Below are 13,476 nucleotides of genomic sequence, written 5' to 3' on the forward strand. Positions count from 1 at the left end.
CCGCGATAGCAGACCTTGGGTTGCCTGCCTATTTCCACGCGCCGCCGCCCGGCTGGCCCGCCTTGTAACCGTCATGGCCCGAAGCTATGTTTCCGGCTCGGGGCACGGTTGCGGCAGGAGACGATCATGGGTTTACTCGACGTACTCAACGGCATGCAGAACGGGCCCCGCGGTCCGAGCGCGCCAAGCACACCATCCGACAGCTCCAGCAGCGGCGGCAGCGGCATGTCGCCGATGACGATGGCCATCCTGGCGTTGCTCGCCTGGAAGGCGGTCAAGCATTTCTCCGGCGGCCAGCCGGGCGCGACCGCCCCCCAGCCGACGCCCGCGCAGGCGCCGTCGCTCCCCGGCAACGTCACCGCGAGCCTGCCCGGCGGCGCCGGTGGTGGCGGGCTCGGTGATCTGCTCAAGGGCGGCCTTGGCGGCCTGCTCGCCGGCGGTGCAGCCGGCACCGTGCTCAGCGGCGGCCTCGGCGATCTGCTCAGCCAATTGCAGCAGAAGGGACATGGCGATACGGCCAATTCCTGGGTCAGCAACGGCCCCAACAAGCAGATCGCGCCCGGCGATCTCGCCAACGCGCTCGGCGCCGACCAGATCGACTCGCTGGCGTCGCAGAGCGGCATGTCGCGCGACCAATTGCTGCAGGGCCTGAGCCAGTATCTGCCCGACGCGATCAATCATCTGACGCCGGACGGCCGGCTGCCGAGCGGCGACGAGCTGAGCGGCCGGCTTTAGCGCCAGCGTTGATTCCATCTGAGGAGGACGACAGTCATGGGCGGCATCATCTGGGTCATCATCGTCGGCTTTGTCGCGGGAATCATCGCGCGGCTCCTGTCGCCGGGACCGAATAATCCAAGCGGCTTTATTCTCACCACCGTGCTCGGCATCGCCGGCGCGTTTCTCGCGACCTTCATCGGCCAGGCCATCGGCCATTACGGTCCTGAACAGGGCGCCGGCTTCATCACCGCCACGATCGGCGCGCTGGTGGTGCTGTTCATCTGGAACCGGCTGGTCGCGGCGCGCGTGATCCCGGATTTGGGAAACAAATAGAGCCAGCCGCGATACTGGTTCAAAATCAAAATGCCCGGGCCTGGCCCGGGCATTTTCGTTTCTGCAACGGCACTTCGTCACTGAATGAGGTGCATGCCGGCGTCCATGCGGACGAATTCGCCGGTCATGTTGCTCGACGCCGGGCTCGCCAGGAAGCAGACGAGATTGGCGATATCTTCGGCCGTTGACGCGACCTTCAGCGGCACACGCGCGACCACGGCGTCACGCACCTGCTTGGCGCCCGCCTCGCCACGGCCCTTGGTGAACCAGGGCGTATCGATATAGCCCGGACACACCGTGTTGACGCGGATCAACGGCGCCAGCGCGCGCGCCAGCGACTGCGTCATGGTGTTGAGCGCGCCCTTGCTCGCGGCATAGGCCACCGACGAACCGCCGCCGGAAATGCCGGCGATCGAGGAGACGTTGACCACCGCCGAGGGACGGCCGGAGGCCTTCGCGCCGGCTTCGAGCAGCGCACGCGCGGCACGAACCATCTGGAACGGGCCGATGGTGTTGACAGCATAGATGCGCTGGAAATCCTCCGCCGTCAGGCCGTCGAGATCGTGATGCGGCACATGCTTCGTGGTGCCGGCATTGTTGACGAGCACGTCGAGGCGGCCCCAGCCCTGCGCAGCGGCTGCGATCTTCTTGCAGTCCTCATCGCGCGAGACGTCGCCCTGCACCACCAGCACCTCGGCGCCCTGCTTGCGGCAGGCTTCCGCGGTCGCCTCGGCTTCCGCCTTGCTGTTGGAATAGTTGATGATGAGGCGCGCGCCCGGCGTGGCGAGGATTTGCGCGGTGGCGGCGCCGAGGCCCGATGCCGATCCCGTCACGATCGCGCACAAACCATCCTTGGACATCTGCATTTTCCTTGTTGTTGTAAGCCAGATGAACTCCGGCGGCGGCATACCATATCGCGCGGGATGCCATCTGCAAACTGCGCCAAGACCTCACCTACAGGGCCTCACATATACGCGTTCGGACCCTTTTGCAGGCTGGCCCACTGTGCATCGTCATGCCCGCAGATGATCTTGACGCCGGATGCCTCAAGCCGCGCGATCTCGTCGAGCGAGTGCAGGAACTGGTCGACGTCGAGGCTGTTCCTCGGTGAGGTCTGCTGATCGAGATTGGCGCGCACACTGAGCGCGTCGGACGCGAGCAGATATTCGCCGCTCTGATCCAGCTTGACCAGCGCGCCGGTCGTTCCCTTCGAATGTCCCGGCAGCGGCACCAGCGTCAACTTGCCATCGCCGAACATATCCATCTGCCGATCGAAGATCTCCATCTTCAGCGGATGATCCCAATCCGCCTTGATGTATCCGCGATCGAACGCGTTGTCGGCATTCGCGGCCTCGACCTCGAGCGCGTGAACGAAGATGGTCGCCTTCTTGAAGAAGCCGTTGCAGCCGCAATGATCGGTGTGCAGGTGAGAGCAGATCACGACGTCGATATCGTCAGGGCCAAGGCCAACCGCCTTCAGGCTCGTCAGCACATGATCGTCCGCCGGCATGATCGGCTGCATGTATTTGGCAAGCGTGCCGAGCCGCCCTTCGGGATCGGTCGCGACATCGGGATGGCATCCGGTGTCGAACAGCACATTGCCCTGCGTATGCCGCAACAGCACGCAGGCGACCGGCAGATCGATCATCTCGCCGCGCGCGGCATCAGGCAGATAGGTCCGCCTGGACATCCGCAAACGTCCGCCCGACAGCATATGCATCTTCATCTCGTTACCTCCCAGCTTGACTTAAAACTACATATGAGTTTTTTGGAAACTCATAATCAATTTGACAGCACATTACCCACCCTTATAGCTTCCGCGCAACGCCGCGATCGCGGCAACGCGCTCAACGAAGCAGCTCTCTATGGACCGGCATCGTTGACATCGACCTGCGGCCGCCAGAGGGAAGCTTCGCCACGATGTACACCGTGTTCAGCGTGTTCGCTGCGACTGCAGATGCGGCAGCGTTCAAACCCTTCCTGCGCATTCCCGCGCGTCCCGACCGCGGCTATTTTCCCGATGGCGTCGAACTGTCCTATGGCGACATTGCGCGGCAGGTCTGCGCATTGCGCGAACACTACCGCGCGGCCGGCTTCGGGCATGGACACCGCGCCTGTCTATTGCTGGAGAACCGGCCTGATTTCATCGTGCATTGGCTGGCGCTCAACGGCCTCGGGGTCTCGATCGTTCCGATCAACCCGGCCTATCGCGCGGCGGAGATCGCCTATCTCATTGCGCATGCCGAGCCCGACCTGATCGTCACGCTGCACGATCAGAAGGAGTTGCAGAAGGCGTTGACCGGCGCGGTGCCGGTGCTCGAGGTGTCCGGCGACGATCTCGGCGCGAGCGTGACGCAGATTTCGCAAGCCCTGAGGCCGCCACCGCGCGCCGGCGAGCCGGGAAGCGAGACCGAGGCGGCGCTGCTCTACACGTCAGGCACCACGGCGCGTCCGAAGGGCTGCATCCTCACCAACGAATACGTGGTCTCGACCGGCCGCTGGTACGTCAGCCACGGCGGCGAGGCGACCTATCATGCCGGAACGGAGCGCCTCTACAGCCCGCTGCCGCTGTTCCACATGGCCGGCCTGACGCTAACCCCGATCGCGATGATGCTGACCGGCGGCTGCCTGATCCTGCCGGAGCGCTTCAACGCGAAATTGGCCTGGCGCGACATCGTCTCCTGCCGTGCAACCGTGCTGCACTATCTCGGCGTGATCGTCGCGGCCCTGCTCGCCCAGCCGGAGACGCCGGACGAGAAGGCCCATGCGCTGCGCTTCTCGATGGGCGTCGGTGCCAATCCCGAGCAGCGCGCGCGAGCCCGCGAGCGCTTCGGCATCCCGTTCGTCGAGGGCTGGGGCATGACGGAGACCGGACGCAGCCCCTTCAACACGGTCGAGCCGCGCCATCTGGAGACGAACACGATCGGCCGCAGCGTGCCCGGCCTCGAAATGACCATCCTCGATGCCGACGGCAATGCGCTGCCGCCGGGCACGGTCGGCGAACTCTGCGTGCGTCATTCGGCAGCGACGCCGCGGCGCGGCTTCTTCTCGGGCTATCTGAAGGACCCCGAGGCCACCGAGCAGGCCTGGCGCGGCGGCTGGTTTCACACCGGCGACAGCGCTTGGCAGCATGAAGACGGCGCGTTCGTATTCGTCGACCGGCTGAAGCATCTGGTGCGGCGCGCCGGGGAAAATATCTCGGCGGCGGAGATCGAGGCCGTGCTCGCGACGTCGCCGCTGGTCAAGCAGGCGGCGGTCGTTGCCGCGCGCGATCCGATCCGCGACGAGGAGGTCGCGGCCTTCATCGTCATCAACGATGGCACCAAAGCTTCGCGCGAACTTGCGCAGGAGATCTTCCACTTCTGCCGCGAGCGCCTCGCGCCGTTCAAGCTGCCGGCATGGATCGCCTTCGTCCGCGAGCTGCCGCTGACCTCGACCAACAAGATCCAGAAGCACACGCTGCTCGGCACGGACCGGGACCCGCAGGCGCATCCTGACATGATCGACCTGCGGCAAGAAAAGACCAACGCCATAAGGCAATCGAACTAGAGGAAACCAGGGACAATGACATCGAGTTACGGATGGCTCGCCGCGAGCGCTGCGTTGCTGACGGCCACCTTCGCAGCCGCGCCATCGCACGCGCAGATCTCCGACGACATGGTGAAGATCGGCGTGCTGACCGATCAGGCCGGCCTCTATGCTGACGCCGCCGGCCCCGGCGCGGTCGAAGCGGTCCGGATGGCGATCGCGGATTTCGGCGGCAAGGTCCTGGGCAAACCGATCGCAATGGTCGATGCCGACCATCAGAACAAGGCCGACATCGGCGCCGGCATCGCGCGACGTTGGTACGAGCAGGAGAATGTCGACGTCATCGTCGATTTCGCCAATTCCGCCGTCGCGTTCGCCGTGCTCGAGCTCACCAAGCAGAAGAACAAGGCGATGCTGGTGTCGTCGGCCGGCTCCTCCGATCTGACCGGAAAGGGCTGCTCGGCCAATTCGGTGCAGTGGACCTACAACACCTATGCGCTCGCCAACAGCACGGTTCGGGCGCTGGCCAAGGAAGGCGCCAAGAGCTGGTACTTCGTCACGGTCGACTACGCCTTCGGGCACGCGCTGCGCAACGACGCCGCCAAGACCGTGGAGAAGGTCGGCGGCAGCATCGCCGGCGAGGTGCGGCACCCGCTCAACAGCATGGATTTCTCGTCCTATCTGTTGCAGGCCCAGAGCTCGAAGGCCGACGTGATCGCCTTTGCCAACACCGGCGGCGATCTCGCCAATTCGATCCGGCAGGCGCAGGAATTCGGGATGGCGCAAAAGCAGAAGCTCGCGGCCTTCCTGATGCAAACCAGCGACATCCACGCGATCGGCTTGCAGGCCGCCCAGGGGCTACAGCTCGCGACCGCGTTCTATTGGGATCTCGACGACAAGACCCGCGACTTCGCCGCGCGCTTTATGGCCAAGACCAACAAGCGGCCGACCATGGTGCAGGCTGGTCTCTACTCCGCTGTCATGAACTACCTCAAGGCAATCGAGAAGTCCGGCACCGACGACGGCCTCAAGGTGATCGCGCAGATGAAGGACATGCCGATCGATGACTTCTTTGCCCGCAATGCATTCCTGCGCGCGGACGGCCAGCTGATCCACGACATGTATCTCGTGCAGGTGAAATCGCCAGCGGAATCCAAGGGCGCCTGGGATTACGAGAAACTGATTCAGGTCATCCCGGGCAAGGAGGCCTTTGCGACGCCAGAGGAGAGTGCATGCCCGCTGCTCAAGAAATGATTGCTCGCACGAATCCGCAAACCACAAGCAAGGCTGGACATCGCATGACCGAACTGCCGCTGCTCTTCACCCCGCTGCAACTCCGCGACCTCGAACTGAAGAACCGGATCATGGTCTCGCCGATGGCGACCTATTCGGCGCAGGACGGGCGCGCCACCGATTGGCACACCGCGCATATCGGCAAGCTCGCCGCCGGCGGCGCCGGTCTCGTATTCGTCGAGCAGAGCTCGGTGAACGTCCAGGGACGCATCACCCATGGCTGCCTCGGCATCTGGGACGATACGCACATCGCGGATCATGCCGCCCTCGCCGCGCTGATCCACCGCTTCAACGCCAAGGCCGCGATCCAGATCGCACATGGCGGCCGCAAGGGCTCGGCGCAGCGGCCGTGGGAAGGCGGCAATCCGCTTGGCGAAGCCGACATCAAGGCCCGCGGTGAAGGCCCGTGGCAGATCGCGGCTTCGAGCGGCATTCCCTTCGACGACGGCTGGCCCGCACCGCAGATGCTGACTTCAGAGCAGATCGATGCCCTGGTGGACGACTATCGCCAGGCGTTTCGCCGTGCCAGGGCTGCCGGTTACGACGTCATCGAGCTGCACTGCGCGCACGGCTACCTGATGCACTCGTTCCTGTCGCCGCTCGCCAACAACCGCAACGACGAGTACGGCGGGTCGCGCGAAAATCGCATGCGCCTGCCGCTGCGGGTCGCTGCGATCATGCGCGAGGAATGGCCCGACCACCTGCCGGCCTTCGTCCGCATCTCGTCGGTCGACGGCGTCGACATCGGCTGGGGAATCGAGGACTCGATCGCGTTTGCGACCGAGCTGAAGGCGATCGGGATCGACATGGTGGACTGCTCATCGGGCGGCATGAAGCTGCCGCGCGGCAACTCGCTGGTGTCGCGCACGGCGGGCTTCCAGGTGCCCTTCGCCGAGCGCATCCAGAAGGAAGCCGGCATGCCGACGGTCGCGGTCGGGCTGATCCGCGAGCCGGACTACGCCGAAGCCATCTTGCGCGACGGCAAGGCGACGCTTATTGCACTCGGCCGCGAACTGCTGTGGAATCCGAATTGGCCCGCCCAGACGGCACTTGCGCTCGGATGCGATCCCGAGTGGACGAGCTGGCCCGAGCAATATGGCTGGTGGCTGAAGCGGCGGGTGGCACAGCAGGGACGATAGCGATGCCGGTGGCGAAGAAAGATGCAGCGAAAGCCGGCGCGGCCGCCGGCTTGCGGTCTTTCGACGGCCCCGATTTCCCCGGCGATACCTCGCGCGACCTGCCGAAGATGGACAATGCGGTCAAGTCGGCGCGGCGCGTGTTCGACGTGCTCGAATTCTTCGAGGAGCACCAGCGCGCCGCCTCCGCCATCGAGGTCGCCGCCGCCTTGAAATTCCCGCAGTCCAGCACCTCGGCGCTGATGCGGACGATGACTGCGTTCGGCTATCTGCATTACGACACCAGCCGCCGCACTTACATCCCGACACCGCGGATCTCGATGCTGGGACACTGGCTGAGCCCGGCGCTGTTCACGCGGGGGCGCCTGATCAATTTGATGAACGAACTCTCCGAGAAAACCGGGGAGACCATCATGCTCGCGGTGCGCAACGGGCTCAGCGCGCAATATGTCCATATCGTTCAGGCCAGACTGCCGATGCGGCTCTATGTCAAGGCCGGAACGCTGCGGCCGCTGGCGCGATCCGCATCGGGTTACGCGCTGCTGTCGGCCTATCCGGACAAGGAGGTCCGCCGCCTGGTGCGCCTGATCAACACCAACGAGCCGCGACCCGATCGGCAGATCGACATCAAGGCCTTGCTGCTGGAGCTGAAGAAAGTCCGCGCCAAGGGGCATGCCTTCTCGCTCGGTCTGGTCACGCCGGGCGCCGGCGCCGTTGCCATGAACCTGCCGCCATCAGCGGAATCGAACGAGCCCCTGGTACTGTGCGTGGCCGGATTGAACGATGCGCTGGTCACCCAGGAGACCGAGTTCGCCGACCTGATGCGGAAGGCCATCGCGTTTCATCTGGCGGACTGAATGAGATGTCACCGCCCCATTTGCGGCCGCGCGTGGCATACAAACCGAGCTGGTCGAAAGTTCACTATGCGGAATTCATGCGAAGCGTCCGGCTTCATGCCATCCGCGCAAGTGGCCCTGCGGGCAACGCTTGTCACGGCTATGGCTTTTCCGCATCATTGAGCGCAAGACAACATCGCAAGCAGGGCCAGCCGAACGGCGAGCCCCAAGCCAATCAACACGAGGAACGCTGTGGCGGAGAGTGAGAACATCGTCGCCGAGACCGCGGAAAAGATTTTCGCCGATCTCGCGGATGCCCAAACCATCAATCACGACAAGCAGGGCGCATGGAAGGCGCCGCTCTGGCAGGCGTTGACCGAAGCCGGCCTGCCGCTGTCCTGGGTGCCCGACGATCTCGGTGGTTCCGGCGCCAGTCTCGCGGAAGGTTTCAGCGTCCTCAACGTCGCCGGGCGGCATGCGATCGCTGTTCCGCTGGCCGAAACAATGCTGGCCGGCTGGCTGCTGACGCAAGCCAGGATCAGCTCCCCGGAAGGCGAGATGACCGTGCTGCCGGCAAGCCCGAAGGACCGCGTCACAGTTGGCGTCGACGGCTCGCTCTCCGGCCGCGCCCGCGGCGTACCGTTCGCGAAAGACGCGAAACATTTCGCGGTGCTGGCGAGCGACAATGGCGGCATCTCGATCGCGCTGGTCGATGCCGCGAAGTGCCGGATCGAATCCGGCATCGGACTCGGCGGCGATCACAACGACACCGTCACGCTCGACAAGGTCCAGCCGATCACGACCAAATCGGCGCCGAAGGGCTTTGACCAGACCACGCTGATGCTGATGGGCGGCGTGGTGCGATCGCTCCAGATCGCAGGCGCCCTGGAATCGATGCTCGACATCTCCGTGCGCTATTCCAACGAGCGCGTCGCGTTCGAGAAGAAAATCTCCAAGTTCCAGGCGGTGCAGCACAACCTCGCCCGCCTCGCCGGCGAGTCCGCAGCGGCGCTGGCTGCCGCGACTTCGGCCGCCGACACCATCGCCAGCGCCAATTCACTCGACAATGACGCAGTGTTCCTCGAAGCGGCCTCCGCGAAAATCCGTTGCTCAGAAGCGGCCGAGAAAGGCAGCAGCATCGCCCACCAGGTGCATGGCGCGATCGGCTTCACCATCGAGCACATCCTGCACCGCTATTCGCTGCGCGCATTGGCGTGGCGCGACGATTTCGGCTCGGAGAGCTACTGGGCGGTCGAGCTCGGCAAGCTGGTCGCCGACCGTGGCGCCGATGAATTGTGGCCGCTGGTGGCTTCGCGCTGAGATCAGGCAGAAAGATCAGGACTGGACATCATGACTGCAGCCCTTCGTTTCGATCCGATCCGCCTGCCGGAAAAGTGCGAGCAGCTCCGCAAGGAAGTGCGCGCCTTCCTCGCCGAGGAAATCGCCGCCGGCACCTTCGATCCCCACGCGCCGAACCGCGAGGACAATGACGCGCCGGAATTCTCCCGCCGCGTCGGCGCCAAGGGCTGGCTCGGCATGACCTGGCCGAAGAAATACGGCGGCCAGGAGCGCTCGTTCCTCGAACGTTACGTCGTGACCGAGGAGATGCGGGTGGCGAACGCACCGACCCGACGCTTCTTCGTTGCCGACCGCCAGAGCGGGCCGGTGCTTCTGAAATACGCGCCCGAGCACATCAAGATGGACATCCTGCCGCGCATCTGCCGCGGCGAGGTCTGCTTCGCCATCGGCATGAGCGAGCCGAACTCCGGCTCCGACCTGTTCGCGGCGAAGACCCGCGCCACCAAGACCGATGGCGGCTATCTGATCAACGGCACCAAGATCTGGACCTCGTCGGCGCACATCGCCGACTACATGATCGCGATCTTCCGCACCTCACCGCCGACCAAGGAAAATCGCCGCCACGGCCTGACCCAGTTCCTGGTCAAGATGAAACAGCCGGGCATCCAAGTGAATCCGATCGGCCAGATCACCGGCCAGTTCGAATTCAACGAGGTGGTGTTCACCGACTGTTTCGTGCCCGACGATCACGTGCTGGGCGAGGTCGACGGCGCCTGGAAGCAGGCGACGTCCGAGCTCGCCTATGAACGCTCCGGCCCCGAGCGCTTCCTCGAAACCTATTACGTGCTCACCGAGCTGGTGCGTGCCGTCGGCAAGAACCCGGACACCCGCAGCGCCGAGGGTATCGGCCGGCTGGTCGCCCAAGTTCACACCATGCGCCGCATGTCGGTGTCGGTCGCGGGCATGCTGCAGGCCGGCAAGGAGCCGGTGGTGGAAGCCTCCATCGTCAAGGACATCGGCACGGTGTGGGAGCAGCAGCTGCCGCATCGCGTCCGCGATCTCGCGGCTTTCGTCGAGGAGACCGCGACCAATCGCGAGACGCTGGAAAAGCAGCTCGATTTCGCCATCAAGACCGCGCCCAAGCTGACGATCCAGGGCGGCACCACCGAAGTGCTCCGCGGCATCATCGCCCGCGGGCTCGGTTTGCGCTAATTCAACGAGGACAGATCATGACCAAATATACTGATATCGGCGTCGAAACTCATGGCCATGTCGGCCTGATCGAAATTCGCAAGCCCCCGCTGAACTTCTTCGACGTCGCGCTGATCAACCAGATCGCCGACGCGCTGGAGGAGTTCGACAACAACATCGAGATCCGCGCCTCGGTGCTCGCAGCCCAGGGCAAGGCGTTCTGCGCCGGCGCCAATTTCGGCGATCCGGTCCGCCAGGAGCAGGAAGAGCGTGCCAAGAGCGACCCGGCCTCCAACCTGCCGATCAACCATCTCTATGTTCAAGCGGTGCGCATCTTCCGCAACAAGAAGCCGATCGTCGCGGCGATCCACGGCGCCGCGATCGGCGGCGGCCTCGGCCTTGCGGTCTCGGCCGACTTCCGCGTCGCCTGCCCCGAGGCGCGTTTCGCGGCGAACTTTACAAAACTCGGTTTCCATCCGGGTTTCGGCCTGACCACCACGCTGCCCGAACTGATCGGCAAGAACAATGCCGAGCTGATGTTCTACACCAGCCGCCGCGTCACCGGCGAAGAAGCCTATCGCTGGGGCCTTGCCAACGTGCTGGTGCCGCAGGACCAGGTCCGGGCCGAGGCGATGAAGCTCGCGCAGGAGATCGCCGAATGCTCGCCGCTCGGCCTGGTCTCGACCCGCGCCACCATGCGCGCCGGCCTCGCCGACCGCGTGCTCGCCGCGACCAACCGTGAGCTGGAAGAGCAGACCAAGCTGCGCGCGACCGAAGACTTCAAGGAAGGCGTCAAGGCCACCGCCGAGCGCCGCGTCGCCAACTTCAAGGGGCGGTGAGGCTTCGCGCCGCTCTCTCAATGCGTCGTCCCGGCGAAAGCCGGGACCCATACGCCGCGGCCCGCGGAAAGGGCACAAGCGGCGTCGGCTTCTCTCACAACTCACTTCGGTGGTTATGGGTCCCTGCTTTCGCAGGGACGACGGTGGGGGAATAGCTCGCTAGACCCGCGGCACCACCAGCGCATCGACGATCGTCACGCCCTGCCCCTCCGGATGGACAAGCACCGGATTGACCTCGATCTCGGCGATCTCGCCTGCATGCTGCGCCGCCAGCACTGAAATCTGCGAGATCAACCGCGCGAGCGCGGCGACATCCGCTTTCGGCGCGCCGCGGAAGCCGTGCAGCAGCGGCGCAGCCTTCAGCGTCTCCAGCATCGCGGTCGCCTCAGCCGGGCTCACCGGCGCCGGGCGATAGATCACATCCTTGAACAGCTCGGTCGTGATGCCGCCGAGGCCCACCATCACCATCGGCCCGAAGGTGGCATCCAGCATGGTGCCGACGATGATCTCGACGCCCTTCTTCGCCATCGGCCCGACCAGCACGCCCTGAATCGCGGCATCCGGCCGCTGCTTCTGCACGCTCTCCAGCATGTCGCGATAGGCCGTGAACGCCGCGCCCTTGGCGGCGATGTTGACGCGGACGCCACCGACCTCGCTCTTGTGCGCGATGTCAGGTGACTGGATCTTCATGGCAAGTGGAAATTGCGCCCGCTCGATCGCGGCGTCGAGCCCGTAGCGATCGGTCACCAACACCTCGTCCGGCAACGCGACGCCGGCGGCGCGCAGCAGCCACTTGCTGTCATGTTCGGAAAGTGTCTTCGATCTGAGATGCGCGGAAAGATCGTACGTCTGCAACGCAGATGCCGCCATCTCCGGCGTGGGCTTGAAGGCTGCATAGTCCGCCAGCCGCCGCATCGCGACGCCGACATGGGTCAGCCCCGAGAGCACCACCACGCCCGACTTCGCGAGCTCCTGCCGCGCGAAGTGCGACGGCAGCGTGTAGGAATAGAACACCACCGGCTTGTTCTGCCTTGAGATCACCGGCTTCAGCTCGGCCTCCTTGAACGGCATCCGCGTTTCGCTCGACAGCGACAGCACGACCAGGGTCGCATCGACCTCGTCGGAGCCGTCGAACAGCTCGATGCTCTTCTGCAGGCCGCCGGAGGAGGCGCCCTGCGCGGTGACGTCGACCGGATTGCCCGCCGCACCATAGGACGGCATCCATTGCTTGATCTGGCTCTGGATCGCGACTGAGAGCTCCGGCACGCGCAGGCCCTGCACCGACACGGTGTCGGCGCCCCAGATGCCGGCGCCGCCGGACACCGTCAGCACCGCGACACGGTCGCCCTTCGGCAACGGATTGGTGGTCAATACGGCAGCAATCGTCACGGCCTCGTCGAGGTCGTTGGAGACGATGAAGCCGTATTTGGCGAACACCGCGTCATAGGCCGCGGACCAGCCGGCCATGCTCGCGGTGTGCGAGGCCGCCGCGCGTTCGCCGGCGCCGGAACGGCCGACCTTGGTGACGATCACGGGTTTCCTGAGCTCTGCCGCGCGCTTCGCCGCCGCCAGGAACTTGTCGACGTCGCGGATGCCCTCGATGAACAGCAGGATCACGTCGGTCGACGGATCCTGCACCATGTAGTCGAGGAATTCGCCGGCGCCGAGATCGCTCTCATTGCCGGCGCTGACGACATAGCTGAGCGCGACACCGAGCGCCTTGGCGCGATGATAGATCGCAAAGCCGATGCCGCCGCTCTGCGCGACGATGCCGATCCGCCGCCGGCTTGCGACCAGCGCCGGCGCATCCGGCTTGACGTCGACGGTTGGGCTGAAGGTCGCGGCGACCTTCTGCACCTGGCTGTAAAATCCTTCGGCGTTCGGACCGGAGATCCGCATCCCGGTCCGCTTCGCCAGTGCCACGATCGCGTCCTGCATGTCTGCGCTGTCGCCGCCCTCCTCGGCAAAGCCGGACGAGATGATGACCGCGTTCTTGACGCCGACGGAAGCGCACTGCTCCAGCGCCGGCAGCACCGCACGGGCGGGAATGACGATGACGGCGAGATCGACCGGCGCACCGACGTCGGCGATCGACTTGAAGCATTTCAAGCCGTCGATCTCGTCATAGTTCGGATTGATCGGATAGAGCCCACCCGGATAGCCGTTCTTGCGCAGCATCGCGAGCAGCCGCCCGGGAATCTTCTCGTGATCGCGCGAGGCGCCGATCAGCGCGATGCTTTTTGGGGCGAAGAAGGAATCGAGCGGATGCGGCATGGGCTTTCCTTTTTCTTGTTACGCTCGACG

At 64.9% G+C, this 13,476-nt stretch carries 12 protein-coding genes; 9 read left to right on the forward strand and 3 right to left on the reverse strand.

Annotated elements, in window-relative coordinates; all coding sequences use genetic code 11:
- The first annotated feature begins 126 nt into the window (after nucleotides 1-126).
- Nucleotides 127-735 (forward strand): YidB family protein, encoded by a 609-nt coding sequence (locus tag AAFG07_RS40215; protein WP_342725092.1) that lies wholly within the window; start codon nucleotides 127-129, stop codon nucleotides 733-735.
- Nucleotides 736-771: 36 nt separating this feature from the next.
- On the forward strand, nucleotides 772-1,050 hold the full coding sequence (locus tag AAFG07_RS40220; RefSeq protein ID WP_229171179.1) for a GlsB/YeaQ/YmgE family stress response membrane protein: 279 nt from the start codon (nucleotides 772-774) through the stop codon (nucleotides 1,048-1,050).
- A 77-nt stretch (nucleotides 1,051-1,127) separates the two neighbouring features.
- On the opposite strand, the gene AAFG07_RS40225 is transcribed toward AAFG07_RS40220, so the two are convergent.
- On the reverse strand, nucleotides 1,128-1,910 hold the full coding sequence (locus AAFG07_RS40225; RefSeq protein ID WP_342725093.1) for an SDR family oxidoreductase: 783 nt from the start codon (nucleotides 1,908-1,910) through the stop codon (nucleotides 1,128-1,130).
- Between the two features lie 104 nt (nucleotides 1,911-2,014).
- Nucleotides 2,015-2,776 carry an N-acyl homoserine lactonase family protein gene (locus tag AAFG07_RS40230; protein WP_342725094.1) on the reverse strand — a complete coding sequence of 254 codons (762 nt, stop codon included), beginning with the start codon at nucleotides 2,774-2,776 and terminating at the stop codon, nucleotides 2,015-2,017.
- 194 nt (nucleotides 2,777-2,970) lie between these two features.
- On the opposite strand from AAFG07_RS40230, the gene AAFG07_RS40235 reads away from it, so the two are divergent.
- The 7 genes from AAFG07_RS40235 to AAFG07_RS40265 all read left to right on the forward strand — a co-directional run bounded on the left by AAFG07_RS40235 (nucleotide 2,971) and on the right by AAFG07_RS40265 (nucleotide 11,172).
- On the forward strand, nucleotides 2,971-4,599 hold the full coding sequence (locus AAFG07_RS40235; protein ID WP_342725095.1) for an AMP-binding protein: 1,629 nt from the start codon (nucleotides 2,971-2,973) through the stop codon (nucleotides 4,597-4,599).
- A gap of 15 nt (nucleotides 4,600-4,614) precedes the next feature.
- Nucleotides 4,615-5,832, forward strand: a complete 1,218-nt coding sequence (locus AAFG07_RS40240; protein WP_342725096.1) for an ABC transporter substrate-binding protein — start codon at nucleotides 4,615-4,617, stop codon at nucleotides 5,830-5,832.
- A 44-nt stretch (nucleotides 5,833-5,876) separates the two neighbouring features.
- A complete protein-coding gene (locus tag AAFG07_RS40245) occupies nucleotides 5,877-7,010 on the forward strand; it encodes an NADH:flavin oxidoreductase/NADH oxidase (RefSeq protein ID WP_342725097.1) in 1,134 nt (377 codons plus the stop codon).
- Between the two features lie 2 nt (nucleotides 7,011-7,012).
- A complete protein-coding gene (locus tag AAFG07_RS40250; RefSeq protein ID WP_342725098.1) occupies nucleotides 7,013-7,864 on the forward strand; it encodes a helix-turn-helix domain-containing protein in 852 nt (283 codons plus the stop codon).
- Nucleotides 7,865-8,095: 231 nt separating this feature from the next.
- Entirely contained in the window at nucleotides 8,096-9,163 is a 1,068-nt protein-coding gene (locus AAFG07_RS40255; protein ID WP_342725099.1) for an acyl-CoA dehydrogenase family protein, read from the forward strand.
- 30 nt (nucleotides 9,164-9,193) lie between these two features.
- Nucleotides 9,194-10,354, forward strand: a complete 1,161-nt coding sequence (locus AAFG07_RS40260) for an acyl-CoA dehydrogenase family protein (RefSeq protein WP_342725100.1) — start codon at nucleotides 9,194-9,196, stop codon at nucleotides 10,352-10,354.
- 17 nt (nucleotides 10,355-10,371) lie between these two features.
- On the forward strand, nucleotides 10,372-11,172 hold the full coding sequence (locus AAFG07_RS40265; RefSeq protein ID WP_342725101.1) for an enoyl-CoA hydratase/isomerase family protein: 801 nt from the start codon (nucleotides 10,372-10,374) through the stop codon (nucleotides 11,170-11,172).
- Between the two features lie 159 nt (nucleotides 11,173-11,331).
- Here AAFG07_RS40265 and AAFG07_RS40270 read toward each other — a convergent pair whose 3' ends face one another.
- On the reverse strand, nucleotides 11,332-13,446 hold the full coding sequence (locus AAFG07_RS40270; RefSeq protein WP_342725102.1) for an acetate--CoA ligase family protein: 2,115 nt from the start codon (nucleotides 13,444-13,446) through the stop codon (nucleotides 11,332-11,334).
- Nucleotides 13,447-13,476 lie beyond the last annotated feature (30 nt).

This window comes from Bradyrhizobium sp. B097, from assembly GCF_038957035.1.
In the GTDB taxonomy this organism is placed as follows: domain Bacteria; phylum Pseudomonadota; class Alphaproteobacteria; order Rhizobiales; family Xanthobacteraceae; genus Bradyrhizobium.

Bases quoted from the DNA above. Each gene is read 5' to 3' on its own strand.
- AAFG07_RS40215 (WP_342725092.1), top strand. From the start codon at position 127: ATGGGTTTACTCGACGTACTCAACGGCATGCAGAACGGGCCCCGCGGT.
- AAFG07_RS40230 (WP_342725094.1), bottom strand. From the start codon at position 2,776: ATGAAGATGCATATGCTGTCGGGCGGACGTTTGCGGATGTCCAGGCGG.
- AAFG07_RS40240 (WP_342725096.1), top strand. From the start codon at position 4,615: ATGACATCGAGTTACGGATGGCTCGCCGCGAGCGCTGCGTTGCTGACG.
- AAFG07_RS40245 (WP_342725097.1), top strand. From the start codon at position 5,877: ATGACCGAACTGCCGCTGCTCTTCACCCCGCTGCAACTCCGCGACCTC.
- AAFG07_RS40225 (WP_342725093.1), bottom strand. From the start codon at position 1,910: ATGTCCAAGGATGGTTTGTGCGCGATCGTGACGGGATCGGCATCGGGC.
- AAFG07_RS40235 (WP_342725095.1), top strand. From the start codon at position 2,971: ATGTACACCGTGTTCAGCGTGTTCGCTGCGACTGCAGATGCGGCAGCG.
- AAFG07_RS40260 (WP_342725100.1), top strand. From the start codon at position 9,194: ATGACTGCAGCCCTTCGTTTCGATCCGATCCGCCTGCCGGAAAAGTGC.
- AAFG07_RS40265 (WP_342725101.1), top strand. From the start codon at position 10,372: ATGACCAAATATACTGATATCGGCGTCGAAACTCATGGCCATGTCGGC.
- AAFG07_RS40220 (WP_229171179.1), top strand. From the start codon at position 772: ATGGGCGGCATCATCTGGGTCATCATCGTCGGCTTTGTCGCGGGAATC.
- AAFG07_RS40250 (WP_342725098.1), top strand. From the start codon at position 7,013: ATGCCGGTGGCGAAGAAAGATGCAGCGAAAGCCGGCGCGGCCGCCGGC.
- AAFG07_RS40270 (WP_342725102.1), bottom strand. From the start codon at position 13,446: ATGCCGCATCCGCTCGATTCCTTCTTCGCCCCAAAAAGCATCGCGCTG.